Genomic DNA, 17,887 nt, shown 5'->3' on the forward strand with positions numbered 1-17,887 from the left:
CGATGACGCTGACCATCAATGCGTCCTTCGACGGCGGCAACATCCGCGTGGTGGCGATCGAGGGCGACCGGATCGACTTGGAGATCGTCGAGGACAAGGATTCCGACTTCTACCAGTGGTTCTATTTCCGGGTCGGCGGCGCGAAGGGGCGGACGCTGACCTTCCGTATCCTGAACGGGGCGGACTCGGCCTTTCCCGATGGCTGGCCGAATTATCAGGTCCGGGCCTCGACCGATCGGCAGGAATGGCGGATGACGCCGACCCGCTATGCGGACGGCGTGCTGGAATGGCAGTGGACGGGCGAGTCGGACGTTGCCTGGTTCGCCTATTTCGAGCCCTATACCATGGAACGCCACCACGATCTGGTCGCGCGAATCGCCGCGAAGGGCGTTCATCACGAAGAGATTGGCCAGACGCTGGACGGCCAGCCGATCGATTATTTCCGCTTCGGCTCCGGCCCCAAGCAGGTGTGGCTCTATGCCCGCCAGCATCCGGGCGAATCGATGGCCGAATGGTGGATGGAGGGCGCGCTCGACTGGCTGACCGGCCCGGCGGCCGAGTCGCTGCTGGCGTCGGCGACGGTCCATGTCGTGCCCAATATGAACCCCGACGGCACGCGGCGGGGGCATCTGCGGACCAATGCGGCGGGTGTGAACCTCAACCGCGAATGGCACGACCCGACGCCCGAGCGCAGTCCCGAAGTGCTGTGCGTGCGCAACCGCATGGACCAGACCGGCGTCGATTTCGCGATCGACGCGCATGGCGACGAGGCGATTCCGGCCAACTTCATCGCCGGGTTCGAGGGTATCCCGAGCTGGACCGAGGAACATGGCGCCAAATTCTATGAATTCGGCCGCCGCCTGGCCGCGCATACGCCCGATTTCCAGACCCAGATGGGCTATGAGAAGTCGAGTGCGGGCAATGCCAACCTCGCCATGTCGACCAACCAGCTCGCCGAGCGATTCGGTGCGGTGTCGGTGACGCTGGAAATGCCGTTCAAGGACCATGCCCCGAACCCGGACCGCGTCCATGGCTGGTCCGGAGAGCGTTCGGCCAAGCTGGGCGTATCGTGCCTGGAAGTGCTGTCGGAGATGATCGGGGAGGTTTGATCGGGTTTTGGGGAAGCCCTGGGGAGAGGGTTTCCCTCGGCCTTCGACTTCGGCGCATCGCGCCGAAGCTTATAAAAGGTGATGTTCGCGCAGAGGCGCGGAGGACGCAGAGGTGTTTGGACCTGTCGCAGCGGCGGCACTGCCATCTTGAAAAGGCAGGAAAAGCGCTCCCGCGCGTGGAGCCTCTCTGCGTCCTCGGCGCCTCTGCGCGAAACCCATTCCCCGTCCCCTCAGGCTGAGCGAAGTCGAAGGCCACGCCCGGCGCTATCGCCGCACCCCCTCCGCCGCCAGATAGCGGTCCAGCTCCGCCAAAACCCGCTCCAGTCCGGCGCTATCCCCGGCCTCCGCGCGGACGGTCAGCGCCGCCTGCGTATTGGACGCCCGCAGCAACCACCAACCATCCGCCGTCCGCACCCGGACGCCATCGGTATCGTTGACCTCGGCCCCATCCCGAGCCAGCGCGGCCGCCACCCGGTCCACGATGGCGAACTTGTCCGCCTCGGCCACCGTGATCCGCGTTTCGGGAATGTCGACCATCAGGGGCATCGCGCCGCGCAGTTCGGTCATCGAACGACCCGCCAAATGGACGCTGCGGATCAGGCGGATCGCCGCATAATGGGCATCGTCGAATCCATACCATTCGCCCGCGAAGAACATATGCCCCGACATCTCGCCGCCCAGCGGAGCTGCGGTCTCCAGCATCTTGGTCTTCATCAGGCTGTGGCCGGTCTTCCACATGACCGGCCGTCCGCCCAGGGCCTCGATATGGTCGAACAGCGCCTGGCTGGCCTTCACGTCCGCGACGATCGGGGCGCCCGGATGCTCGGTCAGGGCAGGGCCCGCCAGCAGCATCAAAATCTGGTCGCCCCAGATCACCCGTCCCTGTCCGTCGATCGCACCGATCCGGTCGCCATCGCCGTCGAAAGCGAATCCGAAATCGAGATGTCTGTCCGCCACGGTTCGCTTCAACGCGTCTAGATTGGCCTCGACCGTCGGATCGGGGTGATGATGCGGGAAATGACCATCCACATCGGTGAACAGCGTATGATGCTCACCCGGCAGGCGCTGGACCAGCTTTTCGATGACGGGGCCCGCCGCGCCGCTGCCGCAGTCCCAGCCGATGCGGTATTTGCCGCCCGCATAACCGGCCAGCAGCCGGTCGACATAGGCGTCGAGAATGTCGACCTGCTCGACGCTCCCCGCGCCCTTGGTCCAGTCGCGCACCGCCGCCATGCGCGCCAGATCCTGCACATCCTCGCCGAAAAAGGGGCGATGGCGCAGCACCATCTTGAAGCCGTTGTCGTCACGGGGATTATGGCTGCCCGTTACCTGTACGGCGCCGTCCACCCCTAACGTCGCCTCGGCGAAATAGACCATCGGCGTGGGGCCCAGGCCGATGCGTACGACATCGACGCCGCTGTCGGTCAGCCCGTCGACCAGCGCGGCCTCCAGCACCGGCGAACTCAGCCGCCCGTCGCGCCCGACGACGATGCGGGTACCGCCCGCCCGCCGCACCCGTGTGGCGAAGCCGCGCCCAACCGCATAGGCGGCGCCCTCGTCCAGCGTCTCGGGCACGGTGCCGCGCACGTCATATTCGCGGCAGGCGCTCGGGTGGATCGCCGCGATCCGCTCGGCCCCAGGATCAGGCATCACGGCGCGCCAGCAACAGGTCGCGCGCGGCGTTCACCCGCCGCGTCAGGTCGGCCGAGCCGCCGCGATCGGGATGGACCTGCCCGATCAGGCGACGATGCGCCTGGCGGATCGCCTCAACATCCGCGCCCGGCGGCAGGTCCAGGATCGCCAGCGCGTCCGCCTCGTCACGCGGCAGCCGGGGCGCGAGTTTCGGCTTGGTCGGGCGTGGCATGTAACGCCACACCAGCCAGATGACCGCCAGCGCGATCAGCCATTTCATGCGGCCCCCATCATGCGGCGGCGTCAGCCTCTTTGGCTCCTGCGTCCGCTCCGCCTTCGGGCAGTTGCAGCGCGGCCATCATCTCGCGCAGTTCCTGCCGCGCGGCGACATGGCCCAGCCCCATCGCGCCGAATTCCTTGGCGTCGATCATGGTCAGGCCGTTGGGGAACATCTCACGATAGATGACGCGCTCGCCCAGGCCGGGGATCACGCGAAAGCCGACGCGGCGCGACAGGTCGGTCAGCGCATCCGACACGCGGCGCATGTTGCGCGCCTCGATATGCTGCAATCTGTTGCGCAGCACGACCCAGTCGATGGTGGTGCCGTCGGCGCGCGCCCGCTGCTTGCGCGCGTCCCAGATCAGCTCCGAATAGAAGCTGGGACGCGTCACCTGGAACGTCTCCGGGTCCACCTGGCCGATCAGGTCGAAGTCGACGAAACTGTCGTTCATCGGCGTGACCAGCGTGTTGGACAGGGCCGCCGCCGTCCGCGCGAAATGATCGTCGCGTCCCGGCGTGTCGACGATCAGGAAATCGGCATCCTGCGACAGACCGAACCAGAGTTCCTCGAACCCCTCCTCGGTCTGGCTGGTATGAGTCGCATGGACCGGCATGGGCAGCTTGTGCCCGGTGCGCTTGATCGTCTCGGCCCGGTTGTCGAGATAGCGGCCGACCGTCCGCTGGCGATGATCCAGATCGAGGCACGCCACGCGTGCGCCCTTGGCGGCCAGCGCGATCGCCACATGAACCGCCGTCGTCGATTTGCCGGTGCCACCTTTTTCATTGGCAAAGACAATCACGTGCGTTGAAGATAGCCGTTCCGGCAACTCGTCGCTTCCTTATTGATCCCCGTTGCCACCCTACATAGAAGCCCTCGGCGTGGGGAACGAGGGGTAAAATCAGTGCAAGTCATTCGGGATCGCGAAGCCTTGGTCGAGGCACTCGCCGCGTTGCGTGCCGAGGGCGCGCGCGTGGCGCTGGTGCCGACCATGGGCGCGCTCCATGCCGGGCATATCGCGCTCGTCGAAGCGGCGAAGCGGCCGGGCACCAAGGTCGTGGCGTCGATCTTCGTGAACCCCAAGCAGTTCGGCGCGGGCGAGGATCTGGGCCGCTATCCCCGGCGCGAACAGTCCGACATCCGTATGCTGACCGAGGCGGGCTGCGACCTGTTGTGGATGCCCGGCGTCGAGGTGATGTATCCCGAGGGCCATGCGACCTCGATCCGCGTCGACGGCGTCAGCGAAGGGCTGGAGGGGGCATCGCGTCCCGGCCATTTCGACGGAGTCGCCACCGTCGTCGCCAAGCTGTTCAACCAGGTCGGGCCCGACGCGGCCTATTTCGGCGAGAAGGATTTCCAGCAGCTGGCGGTGATCCGCCGCATGGTCGCCGATCTCGACTTCCCCATCGAGGTGGTCGGCGTGCCGACCCAGCGCGACGATGACGGCCTCGCGCTCTCGTCGCGCAACATCTATCTCGACGAGGAACAACGCGCCAAGGCGGTCGCGCTGCCGCGCGCGCTGGGTGTCGCGGCCCGGGCCATCGGGCGGGGCGAGGAGGCAGCGACCGTTTTGGCCGATGCCCGCGCGACCCTGACCGCCGCCGGGTTCGAGGTCGATTATGTCGAGCTGGTCGACGCGGTAACACTTTCACTCGATTGCACCGAAGAGCGCCCGCGCCGTCTGGTGGCTGCTGCACGTATGGGATCGACCAGACTGATCGATAATATCGCTGTCACCGACCTGTCATGAGTTAACCAATTTGTGACCGTTATGGCCATAGACCTAGTGTCGGACGCAGAGGGGTCCGAACAGAGGGGCAGGATATGGCCAATAGCAGCAAATCCGCACAATTCCTGATGGAAAGCCGGTTCGCCGATCAGGTGGCGACCGACGATGGTGCGACGATGTACGACTTGGGGGTCGCCTATTCGACCGGCTCGGGGGGCAAGCGCCTGGACCTGGTCGAGGCGCACAAATGGTTCAACCTGGCGGCGGTCGCGGGCTTCCTGCCGGCGCAGATCGCCCGCGCCGAAGTGGCGGGCGACATGACCGCGCGCGAGATCGCCGAGGCGCAGCGCCAGGCACGCGCTTTCCTTTACGGCAACATGCCACAGATGCGCGCGGCCTGAACCGGCTGACCACCGCGCGCTGATCCGCCCGAACGGGGCGGGCCGGAATCAGCTCACGGGATCATATTCGACTCAGGCTTCGCTCGTCTTCTTTGCCGCGGCTTTCTTGGCAGGTGCCTTTTTGGCGGGTGCCTTCTTCTCGGCGGTCTTCTTGTCGGCCGTCGCCTTGGCCTTGGCAGGCGCCTTTTTCGCTGCCGCCTTCTTCGCCGGTTTTTTGCGCGCCGGAGCGGCTGCTGCCCGCGCGTCGATCAATTGCGCGGCTTCTTCCAGCGTCAGCTGATCCTTGTCGACCGTCTTGGGGATGGTCGCATTCGTCTCGCCGTCGGTGACGTAAGGGCCGTAGCGCCCCTCCATCAGCTTGATCTCCGCCTCGGTGCGCGGATGCTTGCCGAGCACCTTGAGCGGCTCGCGCGACGCAGTGCCCCGCGCGGCACGTCCGCCGCCCGCCGCTGCTTCGGCCAGCTTGACCACGGCGGCGTTCATGCCCGTCTCGAACACATCGGCGGTCGAGGTAAGGCGCGCATATTTGCCGCTATGCGCCAGATAGGGGCCATAGCGCCCGATCGACGCGGTGATCGGCTCGCCCGTTTCCGGGTGGTTGCCGATGGTGCGCGGCAGGCTGAGCAGCTTGAGCGCCCATTCCAGGTCGAGATCGACATCCTTGGGGATGGAAGCGCGCTTGGCGTCCTTGCCCTCGCCCAGCTGGATATAGGGGCCGAACCGCCCCGACTTGCGCTCGACGGGCAGGCCTGTTTCGGGGTCCTGACCGAGCGTTTCCGGCCCGGTATCCTCGCCAGCCCCTTCGCCGCCCTGGGCGAATCGGCGGGTATATTTGCATTCCGGATAGTTGGAGCAGGCGATGAACGCGCCGAATCGGCCACCACGAAGGGCGAGCTTGCCCTCGCCGCAATTGGGGCAGAGGCGCGGATCCGATCCGTCCGCCTTTTCGGGGAACAGATAGGGTGCCAGGAACTGGTCCAGTTCGGCGGTAATCGCCGAGGGCTGCTGCTCCATCACTTCCGAAGTGCGCGGCTTGAAGTCGCGCCAGAAGGCGTCGAGCACCGCCTGCCACTGGGCACGGCCGCCGGACACGTCGTCCAGCTCCTCCTCCAGCTCGGCGGTATAGTCGTAGCCGACATATTTCTCGAAGAAGCGCTCCAGGAACGCCGTCACCAGCCGCCCGCTCTCCTCGGCGAAGAAGCGGTTCTTCTCGACGCGGACGTAAGAACGGTCCTTCAGCGTCTTGATGATCGAGGCATAGGTGGACGGACGCCCGATGCCCAGTTCCTCCATCCGTTTGACCAGCGACGCCTCGGAGAAGCGCGGCGGCGGCTGAGTGAAGTGCTGTTCGGCCTTCACTTCCTTTTTGGCGGGGGCATCGCCTTCGCGCAGGCGGGGGAGGCGGCGGGCCTCTTCGTCCTGGCTGTCGTCCTGGCCTTCCTCGTACAGCGCCAGATAGCCGGGGAAGAGCACGACCTGGCCGGTCGCGCGCAGGACATGGCGGCCGGTGCCGTCGGCCATGTCGATGGTGGTGCGCTCCATCCGTGCCGAGGCCATCTGGCTCGCCAGCGCGCGCTTCCAGATCAGGTCGTAGAGGCGGCCATGATCGCCCGAACCGGCGCGGTCGCGGCTGAAATCGGTCGGGCGGATCGCCTCATGCGCTTCCTGCGCGTTCTTCGCCTTGGACTGATACATGCGCGGCTTGTCGGGGACGTAAGACCCGTCATAGCGCTCGGCCACCGCCTTGCGCGCCGCTGAAATGGCCGATCCGTCCATCTGGACGCCATCGGTACGCATGTACGTGATCGCGCCGTCCTCATAGAGCTGCTGCGCGATCCGCATCGTGTGATCGGCCGAGAAGCCCAGCTTGCGCGCGGCCTCCTGTTGCAGCGTGGAGGTGGTGAAGGGCGGCGGCGGGTTGCGCGTCGCGGGCTTGGTCTCGACCGACTGGACCTGGAACCGGCCCGACTCGACATCGGCCTTGGCGCGCGTCGCGTCGCCCTCGTTGCCGATCGACAGGCGGTCGAGCTTCTTGCCCTCCCACTGGACGAGGCGCGCGACGAAGGGCGTGCCGTCCTGTTCCATATCCGCCGTCACCGACCAATATTCCTGCGGCCGGAACGCCTCGATCTCGCGCTCGCGCCCGACGATCAGGCGCAGCGCGACCGACTGGACGCGGCCCGCCGACTTCGCGCCGGGAAGCTTGCGCCACAGCACCGGCGACAGGGTGAAGCCGACCAAATAGTCGAGTGCGCGGCGCGCGCGATAGGCGTCGATCAGGTCGGTATCCAGCTCGCGCGGATTCTGCATCGCGTGCAGGATGGCGGGCTTGGTGATCGCGTTGAACGTCACCCGCTCGACCTTGTCGGGCAGCGCCTTGCGGTTCTTCAGAACCTCCTGCACGTGCCACGAAATCGCCTCGCCCTCGCGATCGGGGTCGGTGGCCAGGATCAGGCGGTCGGCCTTCTTGGCCTCGTCGGCAATGGCTTTGAGCTGACGCGCCTTGTCCGCGTAATTCTCCCACTCCATCGAAAAATTCTGGTCGGGGTCGACCGAGCCGTCCTTGGGCGGCAGGTCGCGGACGTGACCATAGCTCGCCAGGACGCGGTAGTCCGAACCCAGATATTTCTCGATGGTCTTCGCCTTGGCAGGCGATTCGACGATGACAAGCTGCATGAGTGGTAAAACTACGTCCCTTACGTGTGTACGCGAGGATGGGGAGGGGGCGGGGGGAGGTCAAGCCGCATAGGCGAGGCCGTCTTGTCGGCGTAAGGATCCATACCTAGCCGTGACCCGGGGATGGAACGAGGAGGGGTGTGATGATGATGCTGGCATTATTGATGGGTGTGGCGGACGCCCAGCCCGTGACCGAACATATCGCGCCGCCAGTCCAATCCGATTTCGTCCTGGGCTTTGTCGGACGAGGCCCGGCGCCGATCCGCGAATATGTGCCACGCGGGCAGACGGTCGAACGCTGGACCCGGATGGTCACGGTCCTGCAACTGGGCTGGAAGCCGGGCATGGGGCCGCGCCGCTATGCCGAGCTCTGGGCTCAGTCGATGCAGCGGGCCTGTCCCGGTACGACGGTGGGCGAGATGCGGGATACGCCGCTGGCCGGGCGTGAATCGGTGACCCTTCGCCTTGACTGTCCGCGCAACCCGCAGACCGGCCAGGCCGAAATGGTGATCGGGCGCTATGTGACCGGCGGCGAACAGCTCCACAATGTCCAGGCTGCCATTCGGGGGCCCGTGACGCCGCAGGCCATGGCCTGGGCCGAAGCGCTGGTGGCCGCAGCGACGCTGTGCGCCACCGGCGATAGCAGGGCGCTTTGCCGTACGGACTGACGGTTCTCAGGGCGGCCGCGGATCAGGCGATGAACCTGATGGTCGCGATATTGGGGTTCGTCGTGCGGGCGATAGCCCAGTTTCTCCGCCAGCCGGATGGATTCGCGATTGGCGGGTGAGATCATGCACTGGGTTGCGGGCGGCGCATGATCCTCGTCCATCCAGCGATGCGCGGCGGCGGCGGCCTCATAGGCATAGCCCTTGCCATGGGCGGCGCTGGTGAAGACCCAGGCGGCCTCCGGCATGGTATCCAGCCTGGGCGCGACCTCTCGCCGGAAATCCATGAATCCGGTCTCGCCGAGATACTGTCCGGTCGTCCGATCCAGTACGGCGAACATCCCGTGGCCGAACACCGACCAATAGCCGATGAAGCGCAGCAATCGCATCCACGCCTCCTCGCCGGTCATCGGCGCCCCGGCATGGCGGACCACCACCGGATCGGCAACCATCGCGGCATAGTCGTCGTAATCCGCAACCTCATAGGGGCGCAGAATCAGGCGTTCGGTCTGAATCACGTCAGTGCCACCCGCCCGCCCGCATGGCGCTCCAGCCGTCCGGCCAGTTCCAGCTCCAGCAGGATCGTCTGGACGATCGCTGGCGGGCGCCCGCTTTGGCGGATGAGTTCGTCGACCGTCACCGCCACCGGGCCGAGCAGATCGGTGATGCGCGCGCGATCGGCATCGCTCGCCTCTTGCGGCGGCGGGGGCGTGTAGGAACTTTCGGGCGCGCGGACCATGCGGGCGTCGATGGGGCGAATCTGTTCCAGGATATCCCCCGCCGACTGGATCAGCGTCGCGCCCTCGCGGATCAGCATGTTGCAGCCTTGCGCGCGCGGATCGGCGGGGTGACCGGGGACCGCCATCACCTCGCGCCCCGCCTCGCCCGCCAGCCGCGCGGTGATCAGCGAGCCGGAGCGCGGCGCGGCCTCGACCACCACCGTGCCTTGCGCCAGCCCTGCGATGATCCGGTTGCGCGAGGGGAAGTGGCGGGCGAGCGGCTGCGTGCCCGGCGGCTGCTCGGCGATCAGCAGGCCGCGCGTGGCGACCTCCTCCTGCAACCGGGCATTTTCGGGCGGGAAGGCGATGTCGATGCCGCTGGCGATGACGCCGATGGTGCCGCCCTCCAGCGCGCCGATATGCGCCGCCGTATCGATCCCGCGCGCCAGCCCGGAGGTGACGGGTACGCGCTGCGCCGCGAGGTCCTGCGCCAGCCCGCGCGCAAAGCGGCACGATGCGGCCGAGGCATTGCGCGCGCCGACCAGCGCCACGCCGCCGCGCTGTGCCAATCCCATGTCGCCGCGTATGATCAGCGCGGGCGGGGCGGTGTCGAGTTCGGCGAGCAATGCGGGGTAATCGGGCTCACCCAGCAGGACATGGCGCGCGCCCAGCCGCGCGACCGTCTCGATCTCACGCGCGATCACCGTCGGGTCGGCGGCCCTGGGGGCTTCGCCGCCGCCGCGCCGGGCAAGATGGGGCAGCGCGTCGAGCGCGGCCTGCGCCTCGCCGAACCGTGCCATCAATTGTCGCCAGGTGACGGGTCCGATGCCATGCGTCCGCAACAGCCGAAGCTGCGCGAACCGGGCGTCAGTCACGCTTCTTGCCGATACGGGGTTCGGTGCCCGCCAGCAGCCGCTCGATATTCGAGCCGTGCTTCCAGACGACGATCAGGGCCAGCGCGATCAGCAGCAGGACCAGATCGAACCGGCCCATCGCCGCCGCCGCCAGCGGTGCGCTGACCGCCGCCGTCATCCCCGCCACGGCCGAGATACGGATGGTGGCGAGCAGGCCCAGCCAGACGATCGCATAGACGACACCCAGCGGCCAGTAGAGCGCGGTGACGACCCCCATCAACGTCGCGACACCCTTGCCCCCGCGAAACTTCAGCCAGATGGGGTAGCAATGCCCGACGAACGCGGCGGCTGCCGCCAGCACTTCCTCACCGGGCAGCCAGTGTCGGACGAGCAATACCGCGGCGACGCCCTTCAGCATGTCGAGGATCAGCGTCGCGGCGGCAAGTCCCTTGCGGCCGGTGCGCAGCACATTGGTCGCGCCGATATTGCCCGACCCGATGCTGCGCAGATCACCTGCCCCAGCGGCGCGGGTCAGGATGATGCCGAAGGGGATCGACCCCAGCAGATAGCCGATCAGCAAGGCCCAGGTCGGCGGCCCCCAGATGATTTCGGTCGGCAATAGTCTTCCCCTGTGCTCCGGGACAGACATAGAACATGCGTGCTGGCCTGTCCAATCCGGCGCGGCTCTGGTTTCGGACGCGCACGGCGCTTATGAGGCCGGGATGAGCGATGCGCGTCCCATCCTGTTCTTCGATTCCGGTGTGGGCGGGCTGTCGATCGCGGGGCCTGCGCGCGCCGCCTTGCCGACCGCGCCCTTCGTCTATGTCGCCGATAGCGCAGGCTTTCCTTATGGCGAGAAGACCGAGGCAGAGATTGCGGGCCGGGTGCCCGCGCTGCTCGGGCGGCTGGCGGAGCGGTATCGGCCGCGCCTGATCGTGATTGCGTGCAACACGGCCTCGACCATCGCACTGCCCGCCGTGCGCGCGGCGCTGGACCTGCCGGTGGTCGGTACGGTGCCCGCGATCAAACCGGCGGCGGCGATGAGCGAGACGCGCACCATCGGCGTGCTGGGCACGCGCGCGACGGTGCGACAGGCCTATGTCGACGATCTGGCGGCGCGCTTTGCCGGCGATTGTCGGGTGATCCGGCATGGCTCGGCCGAACTGGTGGAACTGGCCGAGGCGAAGCTGCGTGGCGAGTCGCTCTCCTCCGCGGCATTTGCGGCCGTGCTCGACGGATTGTTCGGGCAGGAAGGCGGCGAGGCTATCGACGTCATCGTCAATGCCTGCACCCATTTCCCGCTGGTCGAGGCGGAATTGGCGACGGCGGCGGCCCGGCCGGTGCGTTTCGTCGATGGCGGGCCGGGGATCGCACGGCGGATCGCATTCCTGACCGAGGGCCAGGACTGGCCTGCCGACCCGGGCGAGGGGGTGGCGGTGTTCACGCGACTCGGGGAGCGGGAAGCGGCGTTGCGGCCGGGGCTCGCTGCGCGGGGGTTTGCGCGGATCGAGGCGCTGTAGCTCCGACTGCCGTTCGCACTGCACGAAAATGGGGGGCGATCGGGCGGGGTTTTGAAGCCTTGAGAACCGCCCGCCTTGGGAACCGATCCGTCCTTGGGACAATATGTCCACCATGATCGATCACAGTGACCATCGTTATCCACTCGATTCACGGGCAGGTTCGGCCTACATTCCCTTTCCATGAGCATCGAAGGCACGGACGTGCGCGTGGATTATTCCCGCGTCTTCACCCAGGCGATCGACCGCCTGCACGCCGAGGGACGTTACCGCGTCTTCATCGACATCCTGCGCAACAAGGGCATGTTTCCCAATGCGCGGTGCTTTGCAGGGCATAACGGACCCAAGCCGATCACGGTCTGGTGCTCCAACGACTATCTGGCGATGGGGCAGCACCCGAAGGTCATCGCCGCGATGGAGGAAGCGCTCCACGACGTCGGCGCAGGCTCGGGCGGCACGCGCAACATCGGCGGCAACACCCATTATCATGTCGATCTGGAGGGCGAACTCGCCGACCTGCACGGCAAGGAAGCGGCTTTGCTCTTCACCAGCGGATACGTCTCCAACGAGGCGACGCTGGCGACCTTGGCCAAGATCCTGCCGGGCTGCGTGATCTTTTCCGACGAACTGAACCACGCCTCGATGATCGCAGGCATCCGCAATTCGGGTTGCGAAAAGCAGGTCTTCCGCCACAATGATCTGGCGCATCTGGAGGAACTGCTGGCGGCGGCCGATCCGGCGGTGCCCAAGCTGATCGCGTTCGAGAGCGTCTATTCGATGGAGGGCGATGTCGCCCCGATCGCGGCGATCTGCGATCTGGCGGACAAGTATAACGCGCTGACCTATCTCGACGAGGTGCACGCGGTCGGCATGTACGGCGCGCGCGGCGGCGGCATCTCGGAGCGCGACGGCGTCGCCCACCGGCTGACCGTGATCGAGGGGACGTTGGGCAAGGCGTTCGGCGTGATGGGCGGCTATATCGCGGCCGACCGGATGATCGTCGACGTGATCCGCTCCTATGCGCCGGGGTTCATCTTCACGACTTCGTTGTCGCCGGTGCTGGTCGCGGGCGTGCTGGCGAGCGTGCGCCACCTAAAGCAGAGCTCGGTCGAGCGCGAGGGGCAGCAGGCCGCCGCCGCGAAGCTGAAGGCGATGATGTCCGAGGCAAACCTGCCCGTCATGCTGGGCGAGACGCATATCGTGCCGGTGATGGTCGGCGATCCGGTCAAGGCCAAGAAGATCAGCGACATCCTGCTCGCCGAATATGGCGTGTACGTCCAGCCGATCAATTACCCGACCGTGCCGCGCGGGACCGAGCGGCTGCGCTTCACCCCAGGCCCCGCGCATGACGAGGCGATGATGGCGGAACTCGTGTCGGCGCTGGTCGAAATCTGGGAGCGACTCGAATTGAAGATGGCGGCATAAGGGGCCGCCCTTCGCCATCTATCGTATGGGAACTGGACCCCGGCCTTCGCCGGGGTGGTCACCATTTCCAAGGTCGAGTCTTAATCGAGCGTGATTGCGACGTCGCTGCCCGGCACCGCCAATGCCTCGCCGAACCGCACCGAGTGGACGCTGCAATAGTCGCCCTCGACCGGATCGGCATAGACATGGACGACGCGCCGCACTCCGTCGATTACCCAATAGGTCGGGATGCCCGCCTGGGCGTAAAGCATCCGCTTGAGCCCCATATCGCGGCTTTGCGTGGTCTGTGCGATCTCGACGACCAGCTGCACATCATACGGCGTCAGGAAGCGGTTCTCGACCAACGGCTGGCGCAGCAGCGCGGCATCGCAGGCGACGACGGTCGAGTCGTTCAGGACCAGACCGGTCTCTGCCCGCACGACGGCAAGTCCCAGTTTTTGGGCCAGATAGAATACGACATTGGCCTGAGCCGCGGAGTGACCATTCATTGGCGGGTTCATCCGCTCCAGCTCCCCGTCGATCAGCTCGACCTTCATGCCCTCGAAGGCACCGCTTTCGACCATGTGCAGGAATTCGGGCGCCGTGAAGCGCGCGCGGGTGTCCGAGGAGAGGCGGGCCAGCTGGTTCACGGATGCAATCCTATCATGGCGGGTGGCGGGAGCCTAGCGGCGCTTCACCTCTTGCAATAGCCCTCGCCGGTCTTGACGGTCAGGCACTCGGTCTTGCCCGCCAGATACTTCAACCCCGTCGCATTGCCATTGGTCGGGCGCAGCGTCTCGCGGACGCCGCCGCGCTCGAACACGATCGTGTCGCCGACCTGTTCGCCCCGGAACTCGCCCTTGTTGTCGAGGTCCCACTGCATCTCCATGCGATAACGGCCCGGTGTCGCGGCGTGCTTGATGTTGAGGTACATGCCCTCCACCCCGACATAGCGGCCGACATAATCGGGCCCCTTTTTCTTCGGCAGGCCGGTGAAGGTCGACCCGTCTCCGGCCGGGCCCGCCGTCGCGGCGGCACTGGTGGCGTTGGCGGCGGGAGCCGCGGCGTTCCTGACCTCCTCCGGCGTCTCGCGCGAGCAGGCGGTCAGGGCAGAGAGGGCGGTGAGGATCAGGGTGCGCTTCATGGCGCGCAGAACCCCCCAACGGCGGCGCACGTTCCGTTGCGCGAAGGGGTAGCCATGGGGCCCGTGCGCGCGTAAAGGCGCGGGCATTCCATTCGACCCTGTCAGGAGCGCCCGTCCCATGCGCATCGCGATCGCATCCGATCATGCCGCCGTCTCGTTGAAGGCCGTGCTGGCGGACTGGTTGCGCGAACAGGGGCATGAGGTGCTGGACCTGGGCACCGACGGCAATGCCAGCGTCGATTACCCCGATTTCGGCCGCGCGGTCGGCGAAGCGCTGGCCGATGGTCGCGCCGAGCGTGGCGTCGCGCTGTGCGGATCGGGCATCGGTATCTCGATCGCGGCCAACCGCAACCCCGCCTGCCGCTGCGCTTTGGTGTCCGAGCCGCTGTCGGCCGCGCTCGCGCGTCAGCATAACGACGCCAACGCCATCGCCATGGGCGCGCGCGTCATCGGCGAGGAAATGGCCAAGGCCTGCCTCGAAGCCTTTCTGTCCACCCCGTTCGAGGGCGGACGTCATCAGCGCCGTGTCGACATGCTGTCCACCGCGCCCGCCCAGAATTGAACGCCAAGGATACCCTCATGAGCACGCTTAACGACGTCCAGCCCGCCGGTTTCTTCACCCGCACCCTGGCCGATGCCGACCCCGCCGTCTTCGCCGGTGTGTCGCACGAGCTGGAACGCGAGCAGACCCAGATCGAGCTGATCGCCTCCGAGAACATCGTCTCCAAGGCGGTGATGGAAGCGCAAGGGTCCGTCTTCACCAACAAGTATGCCGAGGGCTATCCGGGCAAGCGCTATTATCAGGGCTGCGCGCCGTCGGATGAGGTCGAGCAGCTGGCGATCGACCGCGCCAAGCAGATTTTCGGCTGCAACTTCGTCAACGTCCAGCCGCACTCGGGCGCACAGGCGAACGGCGCGGTGATGCTGGCGCTGGCCAAGCCGGGCGACACGATCATGGGCCTGTCGCTCGACGCCGGTGGCCATCTGACGCACGGTGCCAAGGCCGCGCTGTCGGGCAAGTGGTTCAACGCCGTCCAGTACGGCGTCGACCCCGAGACGCACCTGATCGACTATGACGAGGTCGCCCGGATCGCGCGCGAGTGCCAGCCCAAGATCATCATCGCGGGCGGCTCGGCCTATCCGCGCGTCATCGACTTCGCCAAGTTCCGCGCCATCGCGGACGAGGTTGGCGCCTATTTCATGGTCGACATGGCGCACTTCGCGGGCATCGTCGCGGGCGGCCTGCACCCGACCCCGTTCGGCCATGCGCATGTCGTGACCACCACCACGCACAAGACGTTGCGCGGTCCGCGCGGCGGCATGATCATGACCAACGACGAGGCGATCGCGAAGAAGATCAATTCGGCGGTCTTCCCCGGCCTTCAGGGTGGCCCGCTGATGCACGTCATCGCCGCCAAGGCGGTCGCATTCGGCGAGGCGCTGAACCCTGAGTTCAAGACCTATATCGCGGCGGTCGTGGAAAACGCCCGCACGCTGGCGGCGACGCTGAAGGCGCGCGGGGCGAACCTGGTCGCGGGCGGCACCGACACGCATCTGGCGCTGGTCGACCTGACCCCGCTGGGCATCACCGGCCGCGACGCCGACGAGGCGCTGGAGCGGGCGGGCATCACCTGCAACAAGAACGGCATTCCCAACGATCCGCTGCCGCCGATGAAGACCAGCGGCATCCGCGTCGGCTCGCCCGCCGGAACCACGCGCGGTTTCGGCCCGGCCGAGTTCGAACAGATCGGCCATATGGTCGCCGATGTGCTCGACGGTCTGAAGGCCAAGGGCGAACATGGGGACCCGGAGGTCGAGGCAAACGTTCGTGCCCGTGTGCGTGAGCTTTGCGCACGCTTTCCGATCTACCAGGGATAAGGACGTAATCGCATGGCCAAGTTCGACCAGAAGTTTTCCGAGGTGCAGAACGACATCAAGTCGACCCCCGGCCTCGGCAAGAGCATGGCGAAATGGGGCGCGCTCGGCGCGGTCGTCGCGATCCCGGTGCCGTTCGTCGGCCCGATCTTCGGCGCGGCGGCGGGTGCGGGCTATGCCTATCTCAAGGCCAAGAAGAAGATCTGAATGCGCTGCCCCTTTTGTGGCCATGAAGACAGTCAGGTAAAGGACAGCCGCCCCACCGAAGACGGGGCGGCCATCCGCCGTCGCCGCCAATGCGAAGGCTGCGGCGCGCGCTTCACGACGTTCGAACGCATCCAGCTGCGCGAGCTGTTCGTGCTGAAGAGCGAGGACCGGCGCGAACCCTTCGACCGCGAGAAGCTGGTGCGATCCATCGCCATCGCGACGCGCAAGCGACCCATCGATCCGGTACGGGTGGAGAAGCTGGTGTCCGGCATCCAGCGCCAGCTCGAGACGAGCGGCGAGGGCGAGGTGTCGTCCAAGCGGATCGGCGAGATGGTGATGGAGGGGCTCAAGGGCCTGGATTCAGTGGCGTATATCCGCTTCGCCAGCGTCTATCGCGAGTTCGGCGAGGCAAAGGACTTCGAGGCGTTTGCCGGAACCGTGGAAGAGGTTGCTCCGCGGGGGGAATGAGGTGGCATTCAGGGCGTGGGCTTCGACTTCGCTCAGCCTGAACGGAGGTGGGGGTACTCGGCACTATACTAACTGCCGTTCAGGCTGTGCGAAGTCGAAGCCCAAGGGACTCCCTTGCCCCAAAACCCAAAAGCGATAGCCTGAGGGAATGGCATTCTACTGCTACATCCTCCGCTGCTCCGACGGCAGCTTCTACACCGGCCACACCGACAATCTTGAACATCGCATCGCCCAGCACCACTCTGGCGAACTCGCCTGCTACACCCAAGCCCGCCGCCCCGTGGAACTGGCTTGGTCGCAGGACTTCCCCACCCGCCATGAAGCCCTGACCGCCGAACGCCAGATCAAGGGCTGGTCTCGCACCAAGAAGGTCGTGCTGATCGCATCGGACTGGACGGCGCTCACAGAAGCCGCGATACCGCGCGCGGAACGTGCCCTTCGACTTCGCTCAGGGCGAACGGAAGATTGAATTTTGTCCAAGCCCCAATCCCAGCCCCCCGTCATCGTCCTGGTCCGCCCGCAGCTCGGCGAGAATATCGGCAAGGCCGCGCGTGCCATGCTGAATTTCGGGCTGGTCGAGATGCGCCTCGTCACCCCGCGCGACGGCTGGCCCAATCCGCAGGCGGGCCCGGCGGCGTCGGGCGCGGACATCGTGCTGGAACAGGCCAAGGTCTATGAAAGCGTGGCGGACGCGGTCGCCGATTGTGCGCAGGTCTATGCGACGACGGTGCGCAAGCGCGGCGTGACCAAGCCGGTCGTCACCCCGGAAGAGGCGGCGCGCGAAATCCATGCCGATACCATGGGCCGCGCGGCCTTCCTGTTCGGCCCCGAGCGATCGGGGTTGGAGACCGATGACGTCGCCATCGCGCGCAAGATCGTGACGGTGCCGATCAACCCGGAATTCGGCAGCCTGAACCTGGCACAGGCGGTGATCCTGATCGCCTATGAATGGTCCAAGGGTATCGAACTGGCCCAGCCGCCCGAGGTGGAACTGCCCGAGGTCGCGCCGCAGGGCGAGCTGGACGGGATGATCGGCCAGTTGGAGGATATGCTGGAGAATGCGGGGTTCTTCTTCCCGCCAGACCGCACCCCGGCGAGCAAGCGCACGCTGCGCACCCTGCTGACCAAGCCCGGCTGGTCGAGCCAGGAGGTGCGGACGCTGCGCGGCGTGTTGTCGACACTGGCACGGCCGCGTCAGCGCTAATCTTGC

At 66.6% G+C, this 17,887-nt stretch carries 20 protein-coding genes; 11 read left to right on the top strand and 9 right to left on the bottom strand.

Annotated features, from left to right (window positions below):
* Positions 1–2: 2 nt before the first annotated feature.
* Positions 3–1,109, top strand: a complete 1,107-nt coding sequence (locus tag ACQR50_RS01750; RefSeq protein WP_428969571.1) for a M14 family metallopeptidase — start codon at positions 3–5, stop codon at positions 1,107–1,109.
* 264 nt (positions 1,110–1,373) lie between these two features.
* Here the strand turns inward: ACQR50_RS01750 and pgmG are convergent, their stop codons facing one another.
* The 3 genes from pgmG to ACQR50_RS01765 are packed head-to-tail and all read right to left on the bottom strand — an operon-like array spanning position 1,374 to position 3,847.
* Positions 1,374–2,759: a phosphoglucomutase/phosphomannomutase PgmG gene (gene pgmG, locus ACQR50_RS01755; RefSeq protein ID WP_428969572.1), complete on the bottom strand. Its 1,386-nt coding sequence runs from the start codon at positions 2,757–2,759 to the stop codon at positions 1,374–1,376.
* Positions 2,752–3,021, bottom strand: coding sequence for a J domain-containing protein (locus tag ACQR50_RS01760; protein WP_428969573.1), 270 nt, complete (start codon positions 3,019–3,021; stop codon positions 2,752–2,754). The genes pgmG and ACQR50_RS01760 overlap by 8 nt, the downstream gene beginning before the upstream one ends.
* A 10-nt stretch (positions 3,022–3,031) precedes the next feature.
* On the bottom strand, positions 3,032–3,847 hold the full coding sequence (locus ACQR50_RS01765; protein ID WP_428969574.1) for a division plane positioning ATPase MipZ: 816 nt from the start codon (positions 3,845–3,847) through the stop codon (positions 3,032–3,034).
* Positions 3,848–3,922: 75 nt separating this feature from the next.
* Between ACQR50_RS01765 and panC the strand changes: the two genes are divergently transcribed.
* Together panC and ACQR50_RS01775 are read left to right on the top strand one after the other, a co-directional pair.
* Positions 3,923–4,768, top strand: coding sequence for a pantoate--beta-alanine ligase (panC, locus tag ACQR50_RS01770; protein ID WP_428969575.1), 846 nt, complete (start codon positions 3,923–3,925; stop codon positions 4,766–4,768).
* A 74-nt stretch (positions 4,769–4,842) separates the two neighbouring features.
* The gene (locus ACQR50_RS01775) at positions 4,843–5,148 is read left to right on the top strand and encodes a hypothetical protein (protein ID WP_056430602.1); all 306 of its coding nucleotides are present in this window, start codon (positions 4,843–4,845) and stop codon (positions 5,146–5,148) included.
* A gap of 72 nt (positions 5,149–5,220) precedes the next feature.
* Here ACQR50_RS01775 and topA read toward each other — a convergent pair whose 3' ends face one another.
* The 4 genes from topA to plsY form a co-directional block, all read right to left on the bottom strand.
* Positions 5,221–7,824 carry a type I DNA topoisomerase gene (topA, locus tag ACQR50_RS01780; RefSeq protein WP_428969576.1) on the bottom strand — a complete coding sequence of 868 codons (2,604 nt, stop codon included), beginning with the start codon at positions 7,822–7,824 and terminating at the stop codon, positions 5,221–5,223.
* A gap of 517 nt (positions 7,825–8,341) precedes the next feature.
* Positions 8,342–9,007 carry a GNAT family N-acetyltransferase gene (locus ACQR50_RS01785; protein ID WP_428969577.1) on the bottom strand — a complete coding sequence of 222 codons (666 nt, stop codon included), beginning with the start codon at positions 9,005–9,007 and terminating at the stop codon, positions 8,342–8,344.
* The gene (gene dprA / locus ACQR50_RS01790) at positions 9,004–10,083 is read right to left on the bottom strand and encodes a DNA-processing protein DprA (protein WP_428969578.1); all 1,080 of its coding nucleotides are present in this window, start codon (positions 10,081–10,083) and stop codon (positions 9,004–9,006) included. The genes ACQR50_RS01785 and dprA overlap by 4 nt, the downstream gene beginning before the upstream one ends.
* A complete protein-coding gene (plsY, locus tag ACQR50_RS01795; protein ID WP_428969579.1) occupies positions 10,076–10,681 on the bottom strand; it encodes a glycerol-3-phosphate 1-O-acyltransferase PlsY in 606 nt (201 codons plus the stop codon). The genes dprA and plsY overlap by 8 nt, the downstream gene beginning before the upstream one ends.
* 103 nt (positions 10,682–10,784) lie before the next feature.
* On the opposite strand from plsY, the gene murI reads away from it, so the two are divergent.
* Positions 10,785–11,582, top strand: a complete 798-nt coding sequence (gene murI / locus ACQR50_RS01800; RefSeq protein WP_428969580.1) for a glutamate racemase — start codon at positions 10,785–10,787, stop codon at positions 11,580–11,582.
* A gap of 180 nt (positions 11,583–11,762) precedes the next feature.
* Complete coding sequence (gene hemA, locus ACQR50_RS01805) at positions 11,763–13,004, top strand: 5-aminolevulinate synthase (protein WP_056432029.1); 1,242 nt, start codon at positions 11,763–11,765, stop codon at positions 13,002–13,004.
* An 80-nt stretch (positions 13,005–13,084) separates the two neighbouring features.
* Here the strand turns inward: hemA and ACQR50_RS01810 are convergent, their stop codons facing one another.
* Positions 13,085–13,633, bottom strand: a complete 549-nt coding sequence (locus ACQR50_RS01810) for a Uma2 family endonuclease (RefSeq protein WP_428969581.1) — start codon at positions 13,631–13,633, stop codon at positions 13,085–13,087.
* 44 nt (positions 13,634–13,677) lie between these two features.
* Complete coding sequence (locus ACQR50_RS01815) at positions 13,678–14,127, bottom strand: hypothetical protein (RefSeq protein WP_428969582.1); 450 nt, start codon at positions 14,125–14,127, stop codon at positions 13,678–13,680.
* 118 nt (positions 14,128–14,245) lie between these two features.
* Here ACQR50_RS01815 and rpiB point away from each other — a divergent pair, with 118 nt between their 5' ends.
* The 6 genes from rpiB (at position 14,246) to ACQR50_RS01845 (ending at position 17,881) form a co-directional block, all read left to right on the top strand.
* Positions 14,246–14,689, top strand: a complete 444-nt coding sequence (gene rpiB / locus ACQR50_RS01820; RefSeq protein WP_428969583.1) for a ribose 5-phosphate isomerase B — start codon at positions 14,246–14,248, stop codon at positions 14,687–14,689.
* A 17-nt stretch (positions 14,690–14,706) separates the two neighbouring features.
* On the top strand, positions 14,707–16,005 hold the full coding sequence (gene glyA / locus ACQR50_RS01825) for a serine hydroxymethyltransferase (RefSeq protein WP_428969584.1): 1,299 nt from the start codon (positions 14,707–14,709) through the stop codon (positions 16,003–16,005).
* A gap of 12 nt (positions 16,006–16,017) precedes the next feature.
* On the top strand, positions 16,018–16,209 hold the full coding sequence (locus ACQR50_RS01830) for a hypothetical protein (protein WP_056432013.1): 192 nt from the start codon (positions 16,018–16,020) through the stop codon (positions 16,207–16,209).
* Entirely contained in the window at positions 16,210–16,677 is a 468-nt protein-coding gene (gene nrdR, locus ACQR50_RS01835) for a transcriptional regulator NrdR (RefSeq protein ID WP_056432010.1), read from the top strand.
* A gap of 148 nt (positions 16,678–16,825) precedes the next feature.
* Positions 16,826–17,146: a GIY-YIG nuclease family protein gene (locus ACQR50_RS01840; RefSeq protein WP_428969585.1), complete on the top strand. Its 321-nt coding sequence runs from the start codon at positions 16,826–16,828 to the stop codon at positions 17,144–17,146.
* Positions 17,147–17,149: 3 nt separating this feature from the next.
* Positions 17,150–17,881, top strand: a complete 732-nt coding sequence (locus ACQR50_RS01845) for an RNA methyltransferase (protein ID WP_428969586.1) — start codon at positions 17,150–17,152, stop codon at positions 17,879–17,881.
* Positions 17,882–17,887 lie beyond the last annotated feature (6 nt).

The organism is Sphingomonas sp. Xoc002, from assembly GCF_050408055.1.
GTDB classification, from domain to species: Bacteria; Pseudomonadota; Alphaproteobacteria; order Sphingomonadales; family Sphingomonadaceae; genus Sphingomonas; species Sphingomonas yabuuchiae.

Bases quoted from the DNA above. Each gene is read 5' to 3' on its own strand.
- ACQR50_RS01750 (WP_428969571.1), top strand. From the start codon at position 3: ATGACGCTGACCATCAATGCGTCCTTCGACGGCGGCAACATCCGCGTG.
- pgmG (WP_428969572.1), bottom strand. From the start codon at position 2,759: ATGCCTGATCCTGGGGCCGAGCGGATCGCGGCGATCCACCCGAGCGCC.
- ACQR50_RS01760 (WP_428969573.1), bottom strand. From the start codon at position 3,021: ATGAAATGGCTGATCGCGCTGGCGGTCATCTGGCTGGTGTGGCGTTAC.
- ACQR50_RS01775 (WP_056430602.1), top strand. From the start codon at position 4,843: ATGGCCAATAGCAGCAAATCCGCACAATTCCTGATGGAAAGCCGGTTC.
- topA (WP_428969576.1), bottom strand. From the start codon at position 7,824: ATGCAGCTTGTCATCGTCGAATCGCCTGCCAAGGCGAAGACCATCGAG.
- murI (WP_428969580.1), top strand. From the start codon at position 10,785: ATGAGCGATGCGCGTCCCATCCTGTTCTTCGATTCCGGTGTGGGCGGG.
- hemA (WP_056432029.1), top strand. From the start codon at position 11,763: ATGAGCATCGAAGGCACGGACGTGCGCGTGGATTATTCCCGCGTCTTC.
- ACQR50_RS01815 (WP_428969582.1), bottom strand. From the start codon at position 14,127: ATGAAGCGCACCCTGATCCTCACCGCCCTCTCTGCCCTGACCGCCTGC.
- rpiB (WP_428969583.1), top strand. From the start codon at position 14,246: ATGCGCATCGCGATCGCATCCGATCATGCCGCCGTCTCGTTGAAGGCC.
- glyA (WP_428969584.1), top strand. From the start codon at position 14,707: ATGAGCACGCTTAACGACGTCCAGCCCGCCGGTTTCTTCACCCGCACC.
- ACQR50_RS01830 (WP_056432013.1), top strand. From the start codon at position 16,018: ATGGCCAAGTTCGACCAGAAGTTTTCCGAGGTGCAGAACGACATCAAG.
- nrdR (WP_056432010.1), top strand. From the start codon at position 16,210: ATGCGCTGCCCCTTTTGTGGCCATGAAGACAGTCAGGTAAAGGACAGC.
- ACQR50_RS01840 (WP_428969585.1), top strand. From the start codon at position 16,826: ATGGCATTCTACTGCTACATCCTCCGCTGCTCCGACGGCAGCTTCTAC.